The organism is Azospirillum endophyticum, from assembly GCF_016595245.1.
Lineage (GTDB): Bacteria > Pseudomonadota > Alphaproteobacteria > Azospirillales > Azospirillaceae > Azospirillum > Azospirillum endophyticum.
On record NZ_JAENHM010000038.1, the window covers coordinates 1 to 22,473 of the forward strand.

At 65.5% G+C, this 22,473-nt stretch carries 18 protein-coding genes; 10 read left to right on the forward strand and 8 right to left on the reverse strand.

Features of this window, described 5'->3' with window-relative positions; translation table 11 throughout:
- Positions 1 to 143: 143 nt before the first annotated feature.
- Positions 144 to 953 (reverse strand): FkbM family methyltransferase, encoded by an 810-nt coding sequence (locus JHL17_RS13095; protein ID WP_200193760.1) that lies wholly within the window; start codon positions 951 to 953, stop codon positions 144 to 146.
- 245 nt (positions 954 to 1,198) lie between these two features.
- Between JHL17_RS13095 and asnB the strand changes: the two genes are divergently transcribed.
- The gene (gene asnB / locus JHL17_RS13100; RefSeq protein WP_247893515.1) at positions 1,199 to 3,151 is read left to right on the forward strand and encodes an asparagine synthase (glutamine-hydrolyzing); all 1,953 of its coding nucleotides are present in this window, start codon (positions 1,199 to 1,201) and stop codon (positions 3,149 to 3,151) included.
- Between the two features lie 71 nt (positions 3,152 to 3,222).
- Positions 3,223 to 4,932 (forward strand): hypothetical protein, encoded by a 1,710-nt coding sequence (locus JHL17_RS13105; RefSeq protein ID WP_200193762.1) that lies wholly within the window; start codon positions 3,223 to 3,225, stop codon positions 4,930 to 4,932.
- 43 nt (positions 4,933 to 4,975) lie between these two features.
- Here JHL17_RS13105 and JHL17_RS13110 read toward each other — a convergent pair whose 3' ends face one another.
- The 5 genes from JHL17_RS13110 to JHL17_RS13130 all read right to left on the reverse strand — a co-directional run bounded on the left by JHL17_RS13110 (position 4,976) and on the right by JHL17_RS13130 (position 10,024).
- On the reverse strand, positions 4,976 to 5,983 hold the full coding sequence (locus JHL17_RS13110; RefSeq protein ID WP_247893516.1) for a glycosyltransferase family 2 protein: 1,008 nt from the start codon (positions 5,981 to 5,983) through the stop codon (positions 4,976 to 4,978).
- Positions 5,984 to 6,087: 104 nt separating this feature from the next.
- Positions 6,088 to 7,035 (reverse strand): lysylphosphatidylglycerol synthase transmembrane domain-containing protein, encoded by a 948-nt coding sequence (locus JHL17_RS13115; protein ID WP_200193766.1) that lies wholly within the window; start codon positions 7,033 to 7,035, stop codon positions 6,088 to 6,090.
- A gap of 78 nt (positions 7,036 to 7,113) precedes the next feature.
- On the reverse strand, positions 7,114 to 7,911 hold the full coding sequence (locus JHL17_RS13120) for a class I SAM-dependent methyltransferase (RefSeq protein ID WP_200193768.1): 798 nt from the start codon (positions 7,909 to 7,911) through the stop codon (positions 7,114 to 7,116).
- Complete coding sequence (locus tag JHL17_RS13125) at positions 7,908 to 8,747, reverse strand: class I SAM-dependent methyltransferase (protein WP_345773800.1); 840 nt, start codon at positions 8,745 to 8,747, stop codon at positions 7,908 to 7,910. Before JHL17_RS13125 ends, JHL17_RS13120 begins: the two co-directional genes overlap by 4 nt.
- A gap of 92 nt (positions 8,748 to 8,839) precedes the next feature.
- The gene (locus JHL17_RS13130; RefSeq protein ID WP_200193770.1) at positions 8,840 to 10,024 is read right to left on the reverse strand and encodes a glycosyltransferase family 4 protein; all 1,185 of its coding nucleotides are present in this window, start codon (positions 10,022 to 10,024) and stop codon (positions 8,840 to 8,842) included.
- 225 nt (positions 10,025 to 10,249) lie between these two features.
- On the opposite strand from JHL17_RS13130, the gene JHL17_RS13135 reads away from it, so the two are divergent.
- Positions 10,250 to 11,500: a tetratricopeptide repeat protein gene (locus JHL17_RS13135; RefSeq protein ID WP_425599607.1), complete on the forward strand. Its 1,251-nt coding sequence runs from the start codon at positions 10,250 to 10,252 to the stop codon at positions 11,498 to 11,500.
- A 10-nt stretch (positions 11,501 to 11,510) separates the two neighbouring features.
- On the opposite strand, the gene JHL17_RS13140 is transcribed toward JHL17_RS13135, so the two are convergent.
- Positions 11,511 to 12,317, reverse strand: coding sequence for an FkbM family methyltransferase (locus tag JHL17_RS13140; protein WP_200193772.1), 807 nt, complete (start codon positions 12,315 to 12,317; stop codon positions 11,511 to 11,513).
- 411 nt (positions 12,318 to 12,728) lie between these two features.
- Between JHL17_RS13140 and JHL17_RS13145 the strand changes: the two genes are divergently transcribed.
- From JHL17_RS13145 to JHL17_RS13170, 6 genes are all read left to right on the forward strand, one after another.
- Positions 12,729 to 14,120 (forward strand): tetratricopeptide repeat protein, encoded by a 1,392-nt coding sequence (locus tag JHL17_RS13145; RefSeq protein WP_200193774.1) that lies wholly within the window; start codon positions 12,729 to 12,731, stop codon positions 14,118 to 14,120.
- A 172-nt stretch (positions 14,121 to 14,292) separates the two neighbouring features.
- Complete coding sequence (locus tag JHL17_RS13150) at positions 14,293 to 14,970, forward strand: ParA family protein (RefSeq protein WP_200193776.1); 678 nt, start codon at positions 14,293 to 14,295, stop codon at positions 14,968 to 14,970.
- Between the two features lie 971 nt (positions 14,971 to 15,941).
- Positions 15,942 to 16,436, forward strand: coding sequence for a hypothetical protein (locus JHL17_RS13155; RefSeq protein WP_247893518.1), 495 nt, complete (start codon positions 15,942 to 15,944; stop codon positions 16,434 to 16,436).
- A gap of 134 nt (positions 16,437 to 16,570) precedes the next feature.
- Positions 16,571 to 18,019: a tetratricopeptide repeat protein gene (locus JHL17_RS13160; protein WP_200193778.1), complete on the forward strand. Its 1,449-nt coding sequence runs from the start codon at positions 16,571 to 16,573 to the stop codon at positions 18,017 to 18,019.
- Positions 18,020 to 18,061: 42 nt separating this feature from the next.
- Entirely contained in the window at positions 18,062 to 18,646 is a 585-nt protein-coding gene (locus tag JHL17_RS13165) for a class I SAM-dependent methyltransferase (RefSeq protein ID WP_200193780.1), read from the forward strand.
- A gap of 551 nt (positions 18,647 to 19,197) precedes the next feature.
- The gene (locus tag JHL17_RS13170) at positions 19,198 to 19,419 is read left to right on the forward strand and encodes a transposase (protein ID WP_200193782.1); all 222 of its coding nucleotides are present in this window, start codon (positions 19,198 to 19,200) and stop codon (positions 19,417 to 19,419) included.
- 146 nt (positions 19,420 to 19,565) lie between these two features.
- Here the strand turns inward: JHL17_RS13170 and JHL17_RS13175 are convergent, their stop codons facing one another.
- A complete protein-coding gene (locus tag JHL17_RS13175) occupies positions 19,566 to 20,765 on the reverse strand; it encodes an IS256 family transposase (RefSeq protein ID WP_200193784.1) in 1,200 nt (399 codons plus the stop codon).
- Between the two features lie 534 nt (positions 20,766 to 21,299).
- Between JHL17_RS13175 and JHL17_RS13180 the strand changes: the two genes are divergently transcribed.
- Positions 21,300 to 21,728 (forward strand): hypothetical protein, encoded by a 429-nt coding sequence (locus JHL17_RS13180; RefSeq protein ID WP_200193786.1) that lies wholly within the window; start codon positions 21,300 to 21,302, stop codon positions 21,726 to 21,728.
- Positions 21,729 to 22,473: the final 745 nt, after the last annotated feature.

The following is a 22,473-nucleotide window of genomic DNA, read 5'->3' on the forward strand; positions in this document are numbered from 1 at the left end:
GATTTCTCTCCAAATCCGGCTTCGATCGAACTCATGGTGTGCCCTTCCGAGACGAGGGCCTAAACCGAATCAGAAACCTCGACGTTCGTAAACTACTGTTAACCCGGCTTCGGAGCCCTGGATCGGAGCAGCGGAGAGCCACTTCACCGCCACCATGCGTGATCGTCGGTGATCTCGGGATCGGGGATGTGGATGTCGCTGCCCGGCGGCAGGGCGACGAGGTTGACGGCGCCGACCCCACCGAACAGGTCGGTGGAGTTGCCGGCAAAGTTGCCGGGATGGAACAGGCGCGCCGTGTGCCACCAGACCCGGTAGCCCATCGACCGGATCAGCCCGATCAGCTCGGCTGAGCGGTCACGCCGGTCGTTCTCGACATACAGCACCGGCCGCTGGCGCGCGATCAGCCCGGATGCCCCGCGCAGCACCGCCGCCTCCATCCCTTCCACGTCGGCCTTGAGCAGGCGGCAGGACGGCAAGTCGAACGAATCCAGTGTCACCAGCGGGACCATCTCGCCATGCTCCCAACCGCCGAGGGCAAGGGCACCCAAGTTGTTGGAGCGGTTCGGGTCGAGCACCGGCACCCGGATGGAGCCGGCTTCGCTTCCCACCGCCATGCGCCGGGCCCGCACATTGGTGATGCCGTTCAGGGCCAAATTGGCGGACAGAAGATTGAACAGCATCTCCTGCGGTTCAAAGGCCACCACGGAGCCGGACGGCCCGACCATGCGGGCCAGAGGCAGCGTCTGGGCGCCGATGTTGGCCCCGACCTCGACCACGGCGTCGCCCGGCCGCAGCACCGAGCGGAACACGGCCACTTCATGTTCGGCATATTCGCCATAGAGGTCGAGCGAGCGCCCGACATACTGGTCGTTGCGGTTGTAGACCATCAGGCCGTGCCGGCACGGCCGCATGCGGTTGAAACCACCCTCCAGATCCACCGGCCCGCCGATCATCCGCCTGCACTCCCTCCGCCCCGACCGGAATGGCCGCACCTGATGACCTCTGCTGTAATCAAAGCCGGAACCGGAAGCCACGACTTTCCACCCGGGCGGCCCATCACCGCAGTTCAAGCATTTCCAATCGGGCATTCCCGGTCCGACCTCCCGACTTTGGCATTTCGCCATGGCACCCGGCTGGGCGAGGCGCTACACCTAGCCCCCGTCGCCACCTTCGGCAGTCCCCCCGGGAGAGCAGCCCCATGTGCGGTTTCGCCGGCTTCGCCGGACCCGGCGGCGAGCGCGACCTCGCCGCCATGACCAGCATCATCCGCCACCGCGGCCCCGACGACGACGGCGTCTATGCCGACCGCGGCCAAGCCGACCATAACGGCGCCCTACCGGTGCATCTCGGCTTCCGCCGCCTCGCCATCATCGACATCGAGGGCGGCCACCAGCCGATGGCGACGGCGGAGGGTGACCTCGTCATCGTTTACAACGGCGAGATCTACAACGCGCCGGAACTGCGCCGTGCGCTAGAGCAGGCCGGCCACCGCTTCCGAACCGATCATTCCGACACCGAGGTGCTGCTGCACGGCTACCGGGAATGGGGCCTGGACATGCTGGAGCGGCTGAACGGCATGTTCGCCTTCTGCCTGCACGACCGCCGCCGCGGCCAACTGGTGTTCGGGCGCGACCGGTTCGGCAAGAAGCCGCTTTTCTATGCCGAGACGCCGGCCGGGCTGGTCTTCGCGTCGGAGGCCACGGCGGTGCTGTCGCACCCGTCGGTGCCGGACGGGCTCGACCGCACCGCACTGGTCAAGTATTTCGCCTACGGCTTCATCCCGGCACCGCTGACCGCCCATGCCGCGGTGCGCAAGCTGCCGGGCGGCTGCAGCATGGTCTACGACCTGGCGAGCCGGCGGCTGTCGGTCAGCCGCTACTGGGAATACCGGATGGTGGTGGACGATCAGCCGCCGGGCGGTCCCGACCAATGGGCCGAGGAACTCCGCGAATTGTTGGACCGCGCGGTGGAGCGCCGGATGCTGAGCGACGTGCCGGTCGGCTTCTTCCTATCCGGCGGCATCGACAGCGCCGCCATCGTGGCGCTTGCGGCGCGGCACCGCGACCCGGCGTCGATGAAGACCTTCACCATCGGCTTCGACGAGCCGAGCTTCGATGAATCTGCTTATGCCGCAGAGGCCGCACGCCATTACGGCACTGACCATGCCTGTCGGACGCTGAACCTCGACACCGCGGCCGGATTGCTGCCGGAGCTGCTCGGCCGACTGGACGACCCGATCGCCGACCCCTCTATCCTGCCGACGCATCTGCTGTCGCGCTTCGCCCGCGAGCGGGTGACGGTGGCGCTGACCGGCGACGGCGGCGACGAGCTGTTCGCGGGATACGACACCTTCGACGCGCTTAAGGCCGCGCGGCTCTACCACCAAGCCGTCCCCCGCCCGCTGCACCGGCTGGCGGAGGCGGTGGCCCACCGACTGCCGCGGTCGGACCGCAACATGAGCTTCGACTTCAAGCTGCGCCGGGCACTGCGCGGGCTGGGACATCGGCCGGCGCACTGGATGCCGGCCTGGCTGGGGCCGGCCTCGGTGGAGGAGGTGTCGCGGCTGTTCGGCGCCGACCTGACCGCCGACGAGCTGTATGACGAGGCCGACGCCCTATGGCGGTCGGGTGCCAGCCGGCACGACGTCGACCGCTCCATCGAGTTCTACGGCCGCTTCTATCTGGGCGAGAACCTGCTGATCAAGGCCGACCGCGCCAGCATGTTCTGCTCGCTGGAGACGCGCTCGCCCTTCCTCGACCGCGACCTCGTCGCCTTCGTCAGCCGGCTGCCGGCCTCGGTGAAGCTGCAGCCGAACGGCCTGATGGGCGGCACGCGCAAATGGATCCTGAAGAAGGCGATGGCGCCACTGCTGCCGTCGGCGATCCTGTCCCGGCCCAAGAAGGGTTTCGGCATTCCCTTGAGTCGCTGGCTGCGCCACCTGCCCCAGCCCTCGTTGGAGACCGCGGCGCGCATCGGGGTGGACGGCGCCTGGCTGGCGGCGCGCTGGGACGAGCACCGCAGCGGCCAAGCCGACCACCGCGGCCTGCTGTGGGCCTGGACGGCCCTCGCCACCGCGCTGGGCAATTCTCGGCGGCCGGTGCCTGCGGGCGGGGCCCCGACGGATCCTGCAAAGGCGGGGCAGCCGGCATGAGCGCTTGGCTTTTTCTCGGGCGCAGGCGGGCCGACAGCCGTCTCCAGGACCAGCCCCGACAAGACGGTTGGTTGCAAGAGCATCGATCCCAAGGCCGCCAAGCGCATCGCCGCCTCGCCAGCATCACCGGCGGATTGCTGGTGCTGCTGGGAGCCCTGCTCTACTACGCCGGCTACATCGACGCCGGCTTCAACACCGCCGACGACGGCCATTACGCCCAGGTTGCCTATGAACTGTGGCTCGGCACCGACCCGCATGCCCTGCGATTTGGCTATGGGCTGCTGTGGTTCAAGATCGGTGAAGGATTGTTCGCGCTCGGCGGGCCGAGCTGGCTCGCCGTCCAGTGGCTGTTCCAGGGGGCGAGCGCCCTGGCCGGGTTGCTGGTCTACGCCGCCGTGCTGAAGGTCACCGGGCGGATGCTGCCGGCATTGCTGGGGGCCGGGGTGGCGGTGGCGGTTCCGGCCTTCCCGCCGACCGTCTTCTATGCCGTCTGCGTGCTGCTCAACGTCTTCCTGCAGGTGCACCTGGCCGAACGCTGGCGGCGGATGGCGCCGGCCGATCTGATCGCCCCGGCGGCCGGCCTATCGGTGACCTTCCAGATCCGGCCCGATTTCGGCTTCGTCTTCGCGGCCACGTTGGGTGGGCTGGTCCTGCTCGGGGCGGCGGCCAGCGGACGGCAAGCATTGGCAGGACGCCTCGCCCGGCTGGCCGGGGCCGGCCTTGCCGTCTCCGCCCTGGCGCAGGCGCCCCTGATGGCGATGGCGGCGGCCGGCGGATATCTCGACCTGATTGTCGGCGAGTATCTGCGCTATCCGGACATCCTGCTGCGCTACCTATCCGCTGGGCTGGGCGGCGGCGCCGGCGGGACCGTGGCTGCGGACGCAGGCGGGGCCGGCACGCTGCTCGGCCGGCCGCCGCTGTCCGACCTGCTGAACGGAAGCTGGACCGCCAACTGGAGCGGCGGCACCCCGACAGCGGCGATGGCGCTGCTGGTCCATCTGCCGCTGGCGACCGCCGCCGGCTTTGCGCTGCTGACGTTGGCGCGGCTGCGCCGGGCGGAGAGCGCGGACGGCGTGCCGGCCCGTCTGGTGGTGCTGGCCGGCGGGGTCGCCGCCCTGCCCCATTATTACCTGTTCCGCCCCGATCTGGCGCACATCGCGAACTTCATGCCCGGCCATATCGTGCTGGTCTGCGTCCTGCTGGCCGATCTCACGGCCCTGGCCTGCCGGGCTGGCCGGGGTCCGGCGGGGCTGGCCAAGCGCGCCGGAGCGCTCGGGGCCGGGGCGCTGCCCGGTTTCGGGCTGGCGGTCTATCTGTGGGTCGGGTTGACCATGCCGGGCACCGGCTCGATCGCCAATGCCGCCGGCCGCACCGTGCCCTTCGCCGCGCAGAATGGTGTCGCCGTCCGCGTCAGCCCCGGCGAGCGTCCTCTACTGGAAGGCTTGCGCGAGGCGGTGGAGGCGCATTCCAGCCCGGGCGACCGCATCGTCTGCGTGCCGTTCTGTCCCGGGGTGGCCTTCATGACCGGCCGGCGGATGCTGTTGCGCGACTGGTACGTCGACGATTCGCTGCTGATCACCGATCCCGGCTGGATCGACCGCGCCATCGCCTCGACGCGCGAGGCCCGGCCGCCGGTGGTGGTGGTGGTCGACTGGGCGATCAACGGCACGGAGATCTCGCGCTTCGCCAATTGGGCGCGGCCTTATGTCGCGATGCTGGACGCCACCGCCACCGGGCGGGTGGAATTGCCGGGGATCACGGTCTACCTGATGCCCCGCTGACGGGATGGCTTCCCGGGAAGGCCGGTTCCCGATCTTGGGCCTCTCAATCCCGCGGCGGTGGCTCGTCGAAATTCAGCATGGTCTTGATGGAATAGTGGCTCTTGCCCTGGCTCTCGAAATAGATGCGGACCAGAAGCTCGGCCAGCAGCCCCATCAGGATACACATCACGCCGGTGACCAGCCCCATCGTCACCAGGAGCGGCAGCGGCGTCAGGATGAAGGAGATGCCGTCGACCAGCTTCAGGTAGATGGCGTAGATGCCGGCCAGCACCGACAGCCCCATGAACATCAGGCCGGCGAAGCCAAAGATGTAGATCGGCTTGGTCTCGTACTGGGTCAGGAACTTCACGACGACGAGGTCGAGCACGACCTTCAGCACCCGCTCCAGCCCGTATTTCGACTGACCGTGGCGGCGCGGGTGGTGGCGCACCGGTATCTCGGTCAGCTTGGCGCCCTGCCAGCGGGCATAGATCGGCACGAAGCGGTGCATCTCGCCATAGAGCCGGTAGCCCTGCAGCATCTGGCGCCGGTAAGCCTTCAGTGTGCAGCCATAGTCGTTCAGCTTCACCCCGGAGATGGTGGAGATCAGCTTGTTGGCCATCCGGCTCGGAAGCGTGCGCAGTAGGAAGCCGTCCTGCCGGTCGGCGCGCCAGCCCGACACCACGTCGTATCCCTCGTCCAGCTTGGCGAGCAGGCCGGCGATGTCCTGCGGATCGTTCTGGAGGTCGCCGTCCATCGGCACAATGACATCGCCGCGGGCATGGTCGATGCCGGCCATCATCGCCGCAGTCTGGCCGACGTTGCGGCGGAAGTTGATGACGCGGATGCGGCGGTCCGACGCCACGCGCTGCAGCTCCGCCTCCGTCCCGTCAGTGGAGCCGTCATTGACGAAGATGACCTCGAAGCTCCGTCCCAGCCCGTCGAGCGCCGGGATCAGCCGGCCGCACAGGGGGGCGATGTTGTCCTCCTCGTTGTAGACCGGAATCAGGACCGAGACGGAAACCGTCCCGATGTCCGTGGTGGCGGATCCGGGGGCAAGCAGGAGAGTCATCGAACGGGTCCGGAGGCTGCGGGTCATCTGTGGGGCGATGCCGGGCCATGGTATGGCGGCTGGGTCCGGCGAGCGCAACGGCTAATTGGGTCACTTGCCGCCGCTTACGCCGTGCGGCGCTCGCGCAGCACCGTCAGGTCGATGACGGCGCCCAGCAGGGCCACCATCACCTGGAAGGCGAGGATGCCGAAACCGAGCGCCAGCGACTGGGCGTGCGGCACGCCGACCAGATCGAGCAGACCGACCAGTGACGCCTCGCGCAGACCGATCCCGGCGACGGTGACCGGCATCAGCACGATCACCGACATCAGTCCGATCACCGCACACCAGACGGAAAAGGGCTGGTCGATGCCGACCGCCAGCCCCAGGGACTGGCTGCCGGCGACCGCTGCGACCTGGACCGCGATCCCGCCGGCGACCGACAGCACCGCCCTGCCCGGCCGGCGCATCTGGTCGCGCCAAGCCTCCAGGAAGCGGCGCAGCGGTCCGAGCAGCAGGGCCTCGCGCCTTGGTCCAGCACGCCACCCCAGCAGAGCCAGCAGGAGGGAACGCGCCGGCGCCCAGGCCAACAGTCCGGTCGCCACGGCCAGCCCGGCCAGCACCAGTCCGACCGCCACCAGCAGCCCGCCGCCGAAGCTTGCCGACTGCACCGCAAGTCCGCCGCCGGTCAGCAGCAGCAACCCGGCGATCCCGGTCACCTTGTCGAATACGACCGCCGAGACGATGCGGCCGCCGTCGTCCCCGCCGCGGCCTTCGCCACGGCTGAGCCGGTAGGCCTTTACCGCCTCTCCCGCCAGTTGGCCCGGCAGGACTAGCGCATAGAGTTGCGCCACCAGCGTGTAGGCGAGCAGCCGTCCAGCCCGCAGCTCCGGCAGCAGCACCCGCAGCTTCAGGGCGTTCAGCACATGCATCAGGAAGAACAGCAGGCCGGCGAGCGCCATCAGCCCCGGCGAGGCCATCGCCAGCACCCGCCCGACCTCCGCCACATCGACCCGCCACAGCAGCAAGGCGATCAGCAACGCGCTGACCAGGGCTTTCAGCCGGGGACGCATTTAAGGACAGTCTTTCATGAAGTCATGAAGTAATATGAGATAATTATTCCCTCTCCCGTCCTGGGAGAGGGAGAGTCCTCACGATCCCGGCCGGCGGGCCAGCACGTAGATGTAGTCGCCATGCGACCAGGAGTTCAGGCGGAAGATGTGGTACAGCGCCTCGGCGAGGAAGCGGCGGCCGGGGCCGTAGTCGCCTTCCGTGCCCTGGCCGCTGGCGGCCCCCAGCACGTTGCGGTAGAGCGGCGAGAAGAAGGGAAATCCCCACTCCACCACCCGCTCGACTTCCAGCCCGACCGACTTGATCTTGGCCTGCAGCTCGCCGCGGGCATAGTTGCGGTGATGGCCGACCGTGCGCTCGAAATCGCGCATCCGGCCCTGGAGCGTCGAGACCAGCAGGTAGCGCCCGGTCATGGCGGCGAGGTTGCGCAATGCCGCCACGTCGTCCTCGATATGCTCGACCACGTCGGTACAGACCACCAGATCGAAGCGGCGGTCGAGATGACCGGCGGCGACGTCGAGCAGACCGAACTCGGCATTGGGCGCCCGGCGGCGAGCGACGTCGATAGCCTTGGCGGCGAAGTCGAGACCGGTGTAGCTGGCCTGCGGCTTCAGCGGCATCAGCGTGGCGAGCAGCGAGCCCTGGCCGCAGCCGACGTCGAGCAGGCTGTCGTAATTCAGTGGACGCACCATCTCGGTAACGATGCGGCGCAGATGCCGGCCGGTCGGGCCGTATTTGCGCATGTCGTTCCAGCGCCGCTCCCAGCTGTCGTCGTAATCGACGCCGCCGGGATGGTCGGCCGCGGCGGCGGCAAGAGGAGTGATGGCCGCCGTCGCGGCCAGGGGAGAGGTGGCGGACTTGAACGCGTCGTCGCTCATGCGGGCCTCCGGCGCAGGATGAATTCGTTGCAGCCCGTCGGCACGCGCGGCGGGCGGACCTCCAGCATGTCGAAGCCGAGCGCGTCCATCCGCGCCCGCACCTCGTCGGCACTGGCATATTCGTAGGGGTAGCCGCCGAGCCAGTCGGTCACGTCCACCCAGAACTCCATGCCGCGCTCCTTGCGCAGCGGGTTGGATCCGGTAATCGCCCAGGTCGCCAGGAACATCAGCGAGCCCAGCGTCCAGTCCCAGAACTTCCGCAGGAAGCCCGGCGACAGATTGTAGACGATCTTGATCAGGGTCCAGATCGGCGAGGTCCAGTGGCGGTTGTAGAGCGCCAGCACGAAGGTGCCGCCCGGCGCCACCAGCGGAGCCACCGTCTCGATCGCCGGCCACATGGAGCCGGTGTGGTGCAGCGAGCCCCAGGCATAGACCACGTCGAAGCGGCCGAGCGAACCGACGAAACCGCTGTCGAGCGCCGAGCCGCGGCGGAACTCGATGCGCTCGGCCAGTTCAGGCGCGAAGCGGCCCAGGTTGCGGCGCGCCACCTCGATCCCGGTGGGGTTGACGTCGAAGCCCAGCGCACGGGCGACGCCCAGCTTGCCGGCGGCGATGGTGAACAGGCCGGAACCGGAGCCGACGTCGCAGAAGCTGGCGCCCTTCAGCCGCTCGGTCCCGACCAACCCCTTCAGGCTGTCAATGGCCGCCACCAGCCGCGGCTCGTCCAGCACGGTGCGCGAGTAATGGTCCCAGTTCTCGCCGAAATCGAAGGCCAGGGCAGGAGCCCCGACCGGAGTGTCGCCCCCGCCGTCCGCCGTCTTCACCGGTTCCCCCACGCTGCCCGATCCCTTGCTGTCCGACCCATCTGCCGCGCCGCCATACGCTCCCGAAAGCCGCCGGATGTCAACAGCACGTCAAGCGATGCTCCTCACTCCGCCTGCGCCGATGAAACCTGTCCCGCTGCCTTGCGGCCGGCGAGCGCCAGATCGCGGTAGGCGGCGGCGACGGCGCGCCAGGAGAAATGCTCCACCACCCGGCGACGCCCGCCCTCGCCAAGACGACAGCACAGGGCCGGGTCTTCGGCCAGACGGGCGATGGCGGCGGCAAGCGCCAGTGTGTCGTCGGCGCCCAGCATCAGCCCGGTTTCCTCCTCCACCACCAGATCGCGGTTGCCGGCGATGCGGGTCGCCACCACGGGCAGGCCGGCGGCCATCGCCTCCAGCACCACATTGGGCATGCCTTCGTCACGCGAGGGGAAGACGAAGGCGTCGGCGGCACGGTAGGCGGCGGGCAGCTCGTCCCGCCCAAGCCAGCCGCGGAACGCCACCAGCTCCGACAGGCCGAGCCGGGCTGCCTGGGCTTCCAGCTCCGGGCGGGCGGGGCCGTCGCCGACGATGGTCAGGCCGATCCGGTCACGCGTTTCGGGGGTCAGGGAGGCGAGCGCCTCGAACAGCACATCCAGCCCCTTCTGCCGCACCACCCGACCGACGAACAGCAGCGACAGACGACCGGTGGCATCCTTGGTGTCTGCAGGCGAGAAGCGGACGGCATCGACGCCATTGGGGATGATGACGACCGGCTGGTCCGGAGCGAAGCGGCGAGCCAGATCGGCCAGCCCCTCGCTATTGGCGACGACAGCTGAGGAGCGGCGCCACAGCCAGCCGATCACCGGGCCGGCCAACCGGTGATAGAGCGAGATGCCGTCATACTGGAAGCCCGGCACGTCGCCGCCGCGCAGGCTGACGACATAGGGCACGCCGGACAGCGCCTTCACCATCCAGGCCGCCGGGCCACAGGGCAGGCCGAAATAGGCGATGGTGGCGTCCGGGCGCCAGCGGACGGCGATCCAGGGCGCCATCACCAGTGAGCTGGCGAGGAAGGCCAGCATCTCCACCACCGAACTGCGGTCGCGACGGCGGCGCAGGGTGGGGATGCGGCGGATCTCCACCCCGTCGGCCCGTCGCTCCACCCGCGGCAGGCCGCCGAAGGCGGAGGTCAGCACCAGCACCTCCTCGCCCAGGGCGGCCAGTTCGCGCGCGGTGTTGTCGGTGGCATTCGCCGCCCCGCCGCCCAGCGGCGGAAATTCATAGTTGATCAGCAGAAGCCGCGCCATGCCGCCCGCCACACTCCTCGTTCGACGAGCGCCATTGATGCGGGGACAGCGGTGGTGATGCAAGCGGCCAGCCGTTTTCCGATTCCTTTCCAGCATCTCCGGGAGCCCCATCCTTTGCAGCACCAGCCATCTCTGCTACTGATCCCGCCGATCCTCGATGCTGTCCGAAGCCAGGTCCTCAAGCGGGGCGACGCGGTCTCCATGAACATTCAGCAAGCCTTCACCATGGCGATTGGATTCCAGCAGAGCGGCCAAGCCGGGGAGGCCGCCAAGCTGTATGGCGAGATCGCCGCTGCCGATCCACATTTTGCCCCCGCCTTCAACAATCTGGGGCTCCTGCACGCCGATGCCGGCCGAGACGCGGAGGCGGAGGAACTGTTCCGCCGCGCTCTGAGCCTGGCGCCGAATTCGTTGAACGGATGGATCAATCTGGGAGCCCGGCTGGTCCGGATCGGTCGGCGGGAAGAGGCGGTGCGGGCCTACCGCGCCGCGGTCCGGTTGCAGCCCGACCAGCCGAGCCTGCTCAACGAATTGGGCCTTCAACTGGAACGACTCAATCGCGCCGAGGAAGCCTGCGACGCTTTCGCCCGCGCGGCGGCCCTGGCCCCCGACGATGCGGAGATCACCAACAACTATGGTGCCATGCTGCGCATGGCCCATCGGCTGGATGAGGCGGCGGTGCGTTTCCGTCGCGCCATTGCGCTCAACCCGCAGCACAGCGGCGCCTACAGCAATCTGGGCTCCGCGGTCAAGGACGTGGGGGCCTTCTGGGAGGCGCTTCCGGCCTTTCGACGGGCCACCCTGTTGAATCCGGACTTCGCCGACGCCCATTGGAATGAAAGTCTGGTGCGACTGCTGCTGGGCGATTTTGTCCGGGGCTGGCGGAGCTATGAATGGCGCTGGAAGCATGGCCGCCTGCGCTCGCCGCAGCGCAGCTTCGCCCAGCCGCGCTGGGATGGGTCGCCATTGAATGGCCGGCGGCTGCTGGTCTACTGGGAGCAGGGCTTCGGCGACGTTTTGCAATTCGTGCGCTACCTGCCGATTTTGGGACAGGCGGGTAGCGGGCAGCCGGTCTACCTGGAATGCCAACGGGCATTGCTGCCGCTGCTGCACAGCCTGCCTGGCACCATCCCGGTGGAGACCGGTGGACCACTGCCCGACTTCGACGTCCAGATCCCGGTGCTGAGTCTGCCGGTACTGTTCGGCACCCGGCTGGAAACGGTGCCGTCGCGCGTGCCCTACCTGTCTGCGGAACCGGAACTGGTGTCACGCTGGGGGGATCGGCTGGCGGGGCTGAGCGGGCTGAAGGTCGGCATCGTCTGGGCCGGATCGCCCACCCACGGCAACGACCGCAACCGCTCCANAGACAGCCCCTGGTATCCAACCATGCGGCTCTTCCGACAAACAAGGCCGGGGCACTGGCAAGAGCCTCTCGACCAACTGGAGCACGCCCTGCGCAAGCGGGCGGGAGGCTAAAGCACAGCGTCTAGAGTGTGGCGTAGGGTCCATCGCGATGGACCATCACCAGATCGACCTGCCACATTCGCTCATCTTCGGTACGATACAGGGGATCGATGATGTCCCAGACGCGGAAGCCATGCGGAGCCATCGCGTCGATGATGGGGACAAGCCTTGCATCCTCGCCCGCCACTGTCGCCTCGATCACGAAGACGCTGGCAGGTTCCATCAACGTGGCGGCACCGGTCAGAACCTCCAATTCCAGCCCGTCGACATCGATCTTGACCAGCAGGGGCCGGGCATAGCCCTGTTCGGCGCACAACTCGTCGAGCGAGACGGCCGGCACCTCGCGCAAGCTGCGCAAAGCATGGTCGGGTTCTACCGGATGGTCCGACGCAACGATGGACGAATAAAGCCGGTCGTCCGACACTGCCAACCGGGCGGTGCCGCCCTGCCGTGCGACGGCGGCGATCCGGTATTCGGCACTGCGCAGTTCCGCGCACAGCCGCTGCAGCGCCGGTTCGTTTTCCGCCACCGGCTCGATCAGCACATGGTGGGCGGCGGGGAAGACCTCATAGAGCGGCGGGGTGCCGGTCTGCGCCCCGACATCGATCACCGTGGCGGGACGAAAACCCCGGCTGCGCAGCAGGGTCAGCGTCTTGTGCTTGCTTTGACGGACCATCGTCCTCTGGGAGCGGATCAGCCCCAGCAGCGTTGCCGCCATCGGATTCCCCGGACTGGCGCGCAGGATGACGCGGTAGAATTCCTCCGCCCGCTCCAGGTCGCCGGAGAGATGGACGTCAAAGGCGATTTTCAGGCCGTTGGCAATGCTCACGGACGTATCGGATCCCACACGGGCCGCCACCGGCGCCCCCCACTGCCTCGTGGTCGAAGTCGGGCTTGTGCCTGGCGCTCACTGGACAGCGAAGTATAAAAGTGCCGCACCGGACGGGCCGGCGCGGCACAGTTTTGGCTGGAACCCTTTCCCGGGTCCATACCAACAGTTGATGATATCTACCCTTTTGTTCAAGCCCGTTCTTATAGAATGGCCAGGTTTCCGCTTTACGGGCCATGCAGTCTCTGCAAGACGGCACCTTTGCCGTACCTTCAGCCTCCCCCTATGGGCGGCGGCAGCGATCTCGTGGAAGAATCGAGTGCGACTCGGTAAAGGCCGGGACCGCTTGCCACGGGTGGGGGCATCATGGGATGAAGCGGCGCTCCTCACTTTCGCCCGACCAGCTCACCCATGTCCCTTCTTGACCTCGACGCCACCCTCCAGGCAGCTCTCGACGCCGAACGGGCGGGAGACCGCGAAGCCGCCGCCGGTGCTTGTCGCCGCCTGCTGGAGCGGAACGGCACGGGCCGACAGGCACCAGTGGCGCATGACACGCTCGCCAGAATCCTGGTGGGTCACGACATGGCCGCCGCCGCCGACCATTCGCTTGCCGCTTGGCGGCTGACGCCCACCGACCCGACCCGCCGGTCCAACCTGTGGCAGCTGCTGACACATTTGGGCGAAGCTGGCGACGTCGCCCGCTTCCGCGGCCGCGAGGACTGCATTGGGCTGGTGGCGCTGGGCAATGCGCTGCGCCGTGACGGCCAGGCGCTGCGTGCAGAGCGTGCCTACCGCCGAGCGCTGGACCTGTATCCGGAAGTCTCCTTCACGCTTAGCCGGCTGGCCTGCCTGTGTGCCGAGCAGCACCGCTTGGAGGAGGCCGACGCCCTGTTCCTACAGGCGGCGGAACGCCATGGCGGACGCGATGGCATTACCCGCACCGCCCCTGCCTTCCTCCAGGCCCTGCGCGAGGGACCGCCGCCTGCTGGCATCCGCGCCACGCTTGCCGAAGGAACGGAAAGCGCCGATCGGCCGCTGGTGGTCTACGCCTCCTGCGACGCCGTCTATGCCTGCAAATTCCTGCCGACCATGGTGCGCTCCATCGTCGAAGACAGCGGCCTGGACTGCGCCATCGCCCTGCACCTGATCAATCCCGATGCGGAGGCTGAGGCGACGGTGGCGGCCCTGATCGCTGCCCATGGGTCCGACCGTTTCATCATCCTGCGCGAGGCCATCGACCTTTCGCCGCTGGGCAACAATGCCAAGACCTATTACGCCTGCAGCCGCTTCCTGGTGCTGCCCGACCTGCTGATCCGTTGGCAGCGGCCGGTGTTGATGCTGGACGTCGATCTGTTGGCGATCCGCGATCTGAACCCGCTGCTGGCGACCTCCGCCCACTCGGATCTGGGCATGATGAGTCATGCGCTGAAACGGCTGGACATCTGGAGCCTGCTCTATGCCGACGTGCTGCACATCCGGCCGACCACGGGGGCGCTGCGCTTCCTCGACCTGACCCGGCGCTACATCCGCCATTTCCTGGACCGCGCCATGCCCGTCTGGTTCCTCGATCAGGCGGCGCTCGCTGCCGTTCATCTTGCCGGCTTCACGGCGGAGGCGGCCCCGCGCCTGACCGTCTATCCGGCCGACATCCACAGCAGCACGGTGATGGTCGACGGGGATGGCCGGTACTGGACCGACGACAGTGCCTATTTTTATTCGGTCCGCGCTACCGGTGGCGGCCAGCATACGGTGCATCGGCTGAAGCGCCGCGCCGGCACCACCACCGACGTGAAGCCGGGCTGAGGTCATGCTTTGCCGGCGAGGGCGATAGGCCCATCGGGGAAGCAAGTCATGATTTCATGCTTCTTCTTCATGACGTGAAACCACTTCCATCTTTCCTGATCTTGCGTGTAGATCCGCGAAGCTCCCGCTCGGGTCAGCCCACTCCTCATCCCCTGCAACCGGGAACCACCGTATGGCTCGGATCATCAGTTTCGCCTCCACCAAGGGCGGCGTCGGCAAGACCAGTCTGGTCATGGCGCTCACCTCCGAACTGCGCCGGCGGGAGGCCGACGTGCTGCTGCTCGATTGCGACCCCAACCGGCATCTGGCCGAATGGGCGCGGCGGCGCAACGATGCCGGCGTACGGGTGATCGACGAGATCACGGAATCGAACGTCCGCCAGACGGTGCAGGAGAATGCCCCGAGCTTCGACTATACGCTGATCGATCTTGCCGGCTTCGGCAACCTGACCATGCTTTACGCCTTCTCGGTCAGCGACGGGGTGCTGATCCCGACCCAGCAATCCTTCATGGACGTGAAGGAGACGGTGCGCACCTTCAAAGTCGTGGCGGATTCGGTCGGCGTGCTGAAACACACACCGGCCTCAAGCGTGGTGATCGTGCGCACCCAGGCCGCCATCGAATCCCGCGTCGACCGTCATGCCCGCGGCCTGCTGGACGAACACGGCGTCCCGGCCTTCCGCACCGAACTGATCGAACGCTCGCTCCTGAAGGAGATGACCTACACCGGCCACGGCCCGGGCGAGGTCAACCCGGACAGCAACGCCGACCTGAACGTCCGCGCGCTGACCGACGAGTTCGTCGCCTTCCTGGAAGCCTCCCCGGCAAACCCGCTGATCTCGCGGGAGTGAGGGGAAAAGAAGGGCTTTGCCCATGAAAGCCGGAGCGGAATATAAGATTATATGCCTTAATAATTTCATGAAATAACTTTCTGTGGAAACCTAGTGCGGCGACCTGCGGATGCGACTGGTCCGAGGCCTGCCGGATCAGCGCATCACATCGGCAAGTCTAGCGGTTCAGGGCCGATGTGGAAGGGTAGGGCGGAGTTCCATATGCCAACCGGCGGCGAGGACTCCCATCGCCTTTGCATTGCCTTGGCGCCCAGACGGCTGAGCCTGCGAGCCGATCGCGGCCCCATCATCATACCATGATCTATGGTCATGATTTTGAATCAGGGCAGGAAATCATCAAAGCAAGAGCGACACGACGACGCGTCAGCGGTCGGCACGTCAAGGCCGAAGATGAAGGCGCGGGGCAGCCATACCCATGGATTTTTATCATTTCATGATATTACTGCATCCAACCCTTCGGCTGGCCCGGCTTCATCGGCTTCCGTCATGATCCCGCTCGCAAGCGCCTATCGCATGCGCAGGAGCCGCGCCATCCACCATGACCCATCATGCATGCAGATGGCAGCCGGAGGCATGGACGGACACGCTTGCCCTCATCCGGTCCCGACACCACGGCACTGGCGGTCGATCAAAACACCTTCGCCTCGAAAGCGGATTTATATTTTATGATATATTTTCATGAAATTAATTCTTGCGCATGACCGCGCTCCCTATCAACGGAACCGCCTCCGTCCCGCCCAAGGCAGGCGGAGCCAGTTCCGTCGCTTCACCGAGTGCATGTGCCATCGCCCCCATGGACGGCTCCAGGTCCACCTGCATTTTCATGTCCTCATTTCATGTGTTTTCATATCTATATGATCTTCTCACAAGCTCCTGTGTTTCCGGCGCCACGCCGGCCGGCTTTCCATCCTGGCAAAGCCCACATCCACCACATGTCGCGCAGACAGGACACCAAGTCATGATATTGCTTCATGGCTTATTCAGCCGGCACCCATGCCGGCGGCGCCCCGACCGGAGTGTCCATGTCGACCGACAGCCCCGCCAAGCCGTCCGTGAAGTCCATCGCTAAGCCGGCCCGCCCTCCGTTGGGCGGGATCGGGATCGGCGGGCTGGGAACGGACGACATCGACCCGATCCGCCAATATGGGTTGAGCAAGGGTTTCCTGCCGACCGAGACGGAGCCGCCCGCAACTCCCCAGGCCACCATCTCCCATCCCGCCGCCGCCCAGCCTGCCCCGCAGCCCCAGCCACAGCCACAGCCACAGCCCGCTCCTCCGGCCTCCACCATCGTTCGTCCAGCCCCGACCCGGCCGTGGCAGGCGATGCTGCCGGACTATCTGGTCGAGGAATTGCGGCAGGCCGCCGCGCGCGAAGGCACCGCCCAGAAGGTGATCGTCCTGAAGGCCCTGCGGCAGGCAGGTTTCCGGATCGACGACATCGACCTGCAGGATCTGCGGCGGCGCTGAGCCTCCCGCCCGTCCCAAAACCCGCACAAGTGCGGCGGAAGGGACGGTTTGACTCTCCTCAATGAGCCGTCTATGCCCTACCCGCGCTCTGCCACTGCTCCACACCGACCGCAGATCACCAGCGACGACGAGAGATGAAGGCAAACATCACCCAGGCCGCCCCGGCGCCATCCTTCCCGGCAGCCTTGCCCCTTCAGGCCTCGCCCCGTCCGGTATCGTCCCCGGCCCCCGCTCCGGCACAAGCTCCAGCCCAAGCCCAAGCCCAGGGTTCCCACGGCCTCACCATCGACATGCTGGAACGGATGCTGGAGCAGCAACCGAGGGATCCCAACGTGTGGAGCGCGCTGGGCGCCCTGCTGCGGCAGGCCGGCAAGCCGGAGGCGGCAATCGCCTGCCAGCGACGCGCCTTGGAGATCGATCAGCGCCATGTCGGTGCCTGGACCAATCTGGGCAATGTGCTGGGCGACGTGGAGCGCTATGACGAGGCCATCGCCGCGCAGGAGCATGCGGTGGTGCTGTCGGGCGGCAACCCAAGCCTGCTGTCCAATCTGGTGGTGGCGCTGCGGCACGGCTGCCGGTTCGACCGCGCGTTGGAAGTCCTCGACGTCGCTCTCCGTGCGCGGCCCGGCGACCCAGGGCTGCGGTGGGACCGCACGCTGACCCTGCTGCAGGCCGGCCGCTATGCCGAGGGCTTCCGCGACTATGATTCCCGCCTGTCGCTGCCCAGCTATCAGAACCGCATCGCTGAAGGCCCGATGTGGGACGGCGGTCCTCTCGACGGCAAGACCATCCTGCTGACCACCGAGCAGGGATTCGGCGACGTCCTACTGACCGCGCGCTATGTGCCGATGGTCAAGGCGCGCGGCGGCCGGGTCCTGCTGGAATGCCATCCGGAACTGCAGCGCCTGCTCTCCGGGTTGGAGGGGCTCGACGGTTTCGTGCGCGCCGGCACCGCGTATCCTGCCTACGACGTCCATTGCCCGCTGATGAGCCTGCCGCACCGGCTCGGCACGACCATCGAGACGGTGCCGCCGCCCGCCCGCCTGACCGTGCCGGCCGACGCGCGCGAAAAGGCAGCCCGGCTGGTTCCCGGCCATGACGGCACGATCAAGGTCGGCATCATCTGGTCCGGCCGCGTCACCTTCAAGGACAATGCGCGCCGTGCCACCACGCTCAGCCGCTTCCTGCGCTTCCTCGACGTGCCGAAGGTGCGGCTCTACAGCATCCAGAAGGGACCGCCGGAGGCGGAACTGGAGACGCTCGGCACCTCAACCCTGATCACGCCGCTGGGGCCGCAGTTCAACGATTTCGCCGACACTGCGGCGGTTCTGGAGCGGCTCGACCTGGTGATCATGACCGACAGTTCGGTGGCGCATCTGGCCGGCTCGCTGGGCCGTCCGGTGTGGAACCTGCTGCAGTTCATGCCCTACTGGGTTTACGGCGATGGCAGGGGCGGGAAGGGCGACACCACCCCCTGGTATCCGTCGATGCGCATGTTCCGCCAGACGACGCCCGGCGATTGGGACAGCGTGTTCGCCGCCGCCGAACAGGCCCTGCGTCAGGTGGTGGCACTCAGGACCTGAATACTGCCAGTGTTTGACCAAATCCCCTTATGCGAGGATCGAATGAAGCAGGAGCCGCGGCTGAAGCTGAACATCGGATGCGGTTTCGACAAGAAGCCCGGTTGGGTGAATGTCGACCAGTTCGCTGCCTGCGCTCCTGACCAGATCCTGGACATTGAGGAAGTGCCATGGCCATGGCCGAACAATAGCGCTGATGAAGTTTTGCTGTCGCATGTGCTTGAACATGTCGGTACATCGACGAAAAATTATCTCGACATCATCAAGGAAATTTGGCGTGTCTGCTGTAATGGTGCCAGGGTTGAGATCAGACTTCCTCATCCACGTCACGACTATTTCCTGATTGATCCAACCCATGTAAGAGCAATTCATCCCCGCAGCTTTGAACATTTCAGCCAGCGGCGTAACAGGGAATGGCAGGAGGTCGGCTCTCCCGCCACACCGCTCGGCCTTTATCTCGACATCGACTTCGACGTGGAAGGCATCCAGCAAGTCCTGGCACCGAAATGGGCGGAGCGCGTCCGGAACGGAGAAATCTCCCAAACGGAGATCAGGGACAAGATGGAAGACATGAACAATGTCGTTATGGAATTTACTGTCATCTTAAAGGCGGTCAAGCTGCAAGGGTGAATCGCGCTGGATTTTTTGAAAGCTCCATTTCCTGAGATTGGAGTCATCATGACGAAACTGGCATCACCAAAATACGCTCCGGAATTCCGCAAACACGCGGTTCGAATGTGTTCGAGCACGAAGGCGAATATACGTCGCAGTGGGCGGCGGTCAGCTTAAAGCCTGCTTCGAAGGTGTCTGTGATGGTGTGATGGTGGAAGGCATCGGCTGTTGACAGGGAAACCCACTGTCAGACGACATCCCAATTTGCCCCCCCTGGCGACACGAGCGCTGCCCCCTCTGCCATCGTTACCGCAGCATGGGCTTCAGGTTGTCCCGGTAGTCCATAGGCTTGATCCGACAGGCAATTTTCCAGCCTGAGGAGGATCAAGCCTATGGGCTCACCGGGGCAACCAGTGGGCAGCCTTCGTGTCGCCAGGGGGCAGTTCCAGGTGTCGCCTGACACCCACTGTGGGAGGCCGCCGATGTGGGCGCCCGAAAACCGCCGGCTGGTTGGTGCTTACGGCACCGGCCAGGCTCTGAGCGATGATCAGTAACGCCTGATCGAACCGGTGCTCCCACCGGCAAAGCCCGGTGGTCGTCCTCGCAGTACGGACATGCGACGATTGCCGGATGCGCTGTTCTACATCGTGCGGACCGGTTGCCAATGGCGCCACCTTCCACCGCCGCCGGCCTTTCCACCATGGCCGACAGTCTATCGATACTTCCGGGCTTTCCTGGAGGCTGGCGCGTGGGAGGGCCTGCGCCATCATTTGGTGGTGATGCTGCGCTAGCAAGAGGGCCGCGCTCCTACCCCAGATAGCGTCCACATCCGTGGACGCTATCGTTCCTGCGGCAGCCATGCTCCGCGATCGTGTCCCTGGCTGTGGTGTAGGAGCGAAGAGGCGCTCATGGTCTCCGGCTGGTCTGGCCGGGAGTGTCAGGCGGCCACAGCGGGCAGGCTGACGAGGGGATCATCGCCGAGTGAGGCGATGGTTTCCAGCGTCATATAGCGCGCCCTCTGGACAGCCCATTCGTCGTTCTGTTCCAAGAGGATGGCACCGATGAGGCGCGCAATCGCCTCCTCGTTCGGAAATATGCCGACAACCTCGGTGCGTCGCTTGATCTCGCCGTTGAGACGTTCAATCGGGTTTGTCGAGTGGAGCTTGGCCCGATGCTCCTTGGGAAAGGTCATGTAGGCCAGGACGTCTTCCTCCGCCTCGTCCATCAGGTCGGCTAGCTTCGGCAGCTTTGGACGGACCTGATCAGCCACCTGCCGCCACTGCGTTCGGGCGGATGCCGCATCGTCCTGTGCGAAAGCAGTGGCGATGAAGGCCGCCACGACGCGCCGGCCGCTCTTTCCGGCATGGGCAAGCGCCGTCCTAGAAAAATGCACCCGGCACCTTTGCCACGTCGCCTGGAAGACGCGGGTGACCGCCGCCTTGATGCCGCCATGGGCGTCGGAGATCACCAGCTTGACGCCGCTCAGACCACGACGCTTGAGCTTACGCAGGAACTCGATCCAGAAGGTCTCGGCCTCCGACGGGCCGATGTCCATGCCCAGGATCTCGCGGCGGCCGTCGGTGTTGACCGCCACCGCGATGGTGACGGCCACCGAGACGATGCGCCCGTTCTGGCGGACCTTCACGTAGGTGGCGTCCAGCCACAGGTAGGGCCAATCGCCTTCGATGGGACGGCCAAGAAAGGTCTTCACCCGTTCGTCGATCTCCTCGCACAGCCGGCTGACCTGGCTCTTGGAGATGCCCGACATCCCCATCGCCTGGACCAGATCGTCGACCGAGCGGGTCGAGATGCCCTGGATGTAGGCCTCCTGGATCACCGCGGTGAGCGCCTTCTCGGCCATCCGCCGCGGCTCCAAAAAGCCTGGGAAGTAGGAGCCTTTGCGCAGCTTGGGAATGCGCAACTCAACAGTGCCGGCGCGGGTCTCCCAGTCGCGATCCCGGTAGCCGTTGCGCTGGACGAGCCGCTCGGCAGACCGCTCGCCATGACTGGCCCCGGTCAGGCCCTGCACCTCCAGTTCCATCAGCCGTTCGGCGGCGAAGCCGATCATCTCACGCAGAACATCGGCATCCGCGCCCTTCTCAAGCATCGCGCGAAGCGCCATCATCTCGTCGGTCATCGTGGTCACCCTCGGTCGAGGTTGTGTTGTGGTGACCAGACTCTACCGAAGAACCACGATGACCGCCCGCTGTGGATAACCGGCCCGCCTACGCCAGCCATCGAAGGGCGCTGCGGCGGGCCGGTTCCCCACAGCTCCTACACCACCGCGTGGGACACGACCTGCTCCGCCACGAGCCCGCTCCACGGCAGCCGCCAGCGGTTCAGGGGCTCCCAGCAAAGCGCAGTGGTCCGTCCAGACCACCTCTCCGAGTTGATCGGCGGGGATATAACGAGCGGGAGACGCGTGGTGCGAGTGGAGTTGGAACTTCGCCCCTTGCCCGTGCACAGGTAGTAAAGGTTCCGCTCGTCGACCGCACGTGCCGTACATGGCAGGCATCTCCGGGATCACGAACTGTAGCCTCCTTCGGCCTGCCCGCAAAATCTCGGCATGGTACGAGGACCACAGCACTCCTGCCGCCCGGACGGCCGCCTGCGGCGGCGCTGAGGTCCCGCGCAGGCAGCCGGACGTTCCGCAACCTGACAATTAGGTGCCATGCCCGCCACGACGGTCCATTCACAGCCTCTCTGGAGAGCTGGCGTTGAGAACACGGATGTCTATATTGAGGCATTGAAGGCTATGCTTGAACAGGAAGCAATGGGGAGGCAGCCGATGGATTCTGACATTAAGGAGATTAAGAAGGGCATTGAGACCATTCTGCACCGGATGGAGCTTACCGAGGCTAAGCTCGATGGACGTTTTAAGAGATTTGAAGACAATATTCATGTTGAATTCAAAGAATTTCCTGATAATATAAATACATCTATACACAAAAATCACGTCAATATCGACAGATTTTATGACAAAATTCCCAATGAATTCAAGAGTATAGCTTTTTATTTATCAAATGAGGTGACAATCCAGGATAAATTGAAAATATTTACCATAAGTATTTTGATGTTACTTTTAATTATTTCTATTTAGTTCATCAGTTTTATTTACCTTGATTGTTCATTGATTGAGATTGGCGGACCAAGGCTCAGTTTCCATCTGCTCTACTCTTTGCTGATCTTCACGGCTATCCGGTGCGTGCTTATACCTGTGTTCGGCCGGTTCAAAGCCATCCCTCCATCTCAACCTGGGATTGACAGAGCGCCCGCGCAGGAAAGGTTAAAGAGCGCTGCAGGGCACTGCGTCGTTGACCACCCCATACACGCCACTGAGCTGGCGTGCGGTCGGGCTGGACCGATGTGTCCCTGATGATAAGAACGAGCCTCTTAGCTCGACTTTGGCCGTTATGAAGCGGGCATGGAGTACGGGAATCCTTGAGATCCTGCGGTGTACGTGGATTTTCTCAATATGCAACCAGCTCCGTAACAAGTCGAAATTGCTCTGCAACCCCAACGCTGACGTACACTCGACAGCACTTCAGCATGGTTCCCGCCATCTGGCGGTATCTCGCACCGTCAGCGTAGAGTTCGAATATTTGCCAAAGTCCAGCTTAGACATCACATTGCCTCCCAGAATGCGGCGTTTTCTATGGAGGCCCCATTGTGATTGCCCTTAGGTTCATGTTGGCATGACGGTGAGACAGCAACTTGAAAACGCGACTGCTCTGATAACGACGGCGGTGGGAGCCGTGTAGAGGCTCCAAGCGGAGAGACTGGCGCGCCGGTAACCTTCTCCGTTTCGGAGGCAGTATCAGCCTCCAATGGTGTGCAGTTGGCCA

Bases quoted from the DNA above. Each gene is read 5' to 3' on its own strand.
- asnB (WP_247893515.1), top strand. From the start codon at position 1,199: ATGTGCGGTTTCGCCGGCTTCGCCGGACCCGGCGGCGAGCGCGACCTC.
- JHL17_RS13175 (WP_200193784.1), bottom strand. From the start codon at position 20,765: ATGACCGACGAGATGATGGCGCTTCGCGCGATGCTTGAGAAGGGCGCG.
- JHL17_RS13165 (WP_200193780.1), top strand. From the start codon at position 18,062: ATGAAGCAGGAGCCGCGGCTGAAGCTGAACATCGGATGCGGTTTCGAC.
- JHL17_RS13095 (WP_200193760.1), bottom strand. From the start codon at position 953: ATGATCGGCGGGCCGGTGGATCTGGAGGGTGGTTTCAACCGCATGCGG.
- JHL17_RS13155 (WP_247893518.1), top strand. From the start codon at position 15,942: ATGGCTTATTCAGCCGGCACCCATGCCGGCGGCGCCCCGACCGGAGTG.
- JHL17_RS13120 (WP_200193768.1), bottom strand. From the start codon at position 7,911: ATGAGCGACGACGCGTTCAAGTCCGCCACCTCTCCCCTGGCCGCGACG.
- JHL17_RS13115 (WP_200193766.1), bottom strand. From the start codon at position 7,035: ATGCGTCCCCGGCTGAAAGCCCTGGTCAGCGCGTTGCTGATCGCCTTG.
- JHL17_RS13145 (WP_200193774.1), top strand. From the start codon at position 12,729: ATGTCCCTTCTTGACCTCGACGCCACCCTCCAGGCAGCTCTCGACGCC.
- JHL17_RS13160 (WP_200193778.1), top strand. From the start codon at position 16,571: ATGAAGGCAAACATCACCCAGGCCGCCCCGGCGCCATCCTTCCCGGCA.
- JHL17_RS13130 (WP_200193770.1), bottom strand. From the start codon at position 10,024: ATGGCGCGGCTTCTGCTGATCAACTATGAATTTCCGCCGCTGGGCGGC.
- JHL17_RS13150 (WP_200193776.1), top strand. From the start codon at position 14,293: ATGGCTCGGATCATCAGTTTCGCCTCCACCAAGGGCGGCGTCGGCAAG.
- JHL17_RS13110 (WP_247893516.1), bottom strand. From the start codon at position 5,983: ATGACTCTCCTGCTTGCCCCCGGATCCGCCACCACGGACATCGGGACG.
- JHL17_RS13180 (WP_200193786.1), top strand. From the start codon at position 21,300: ATGCCCGCCACGACGGTCCATTCACAGCCTCTCTGGAGAGCTGGCGTT.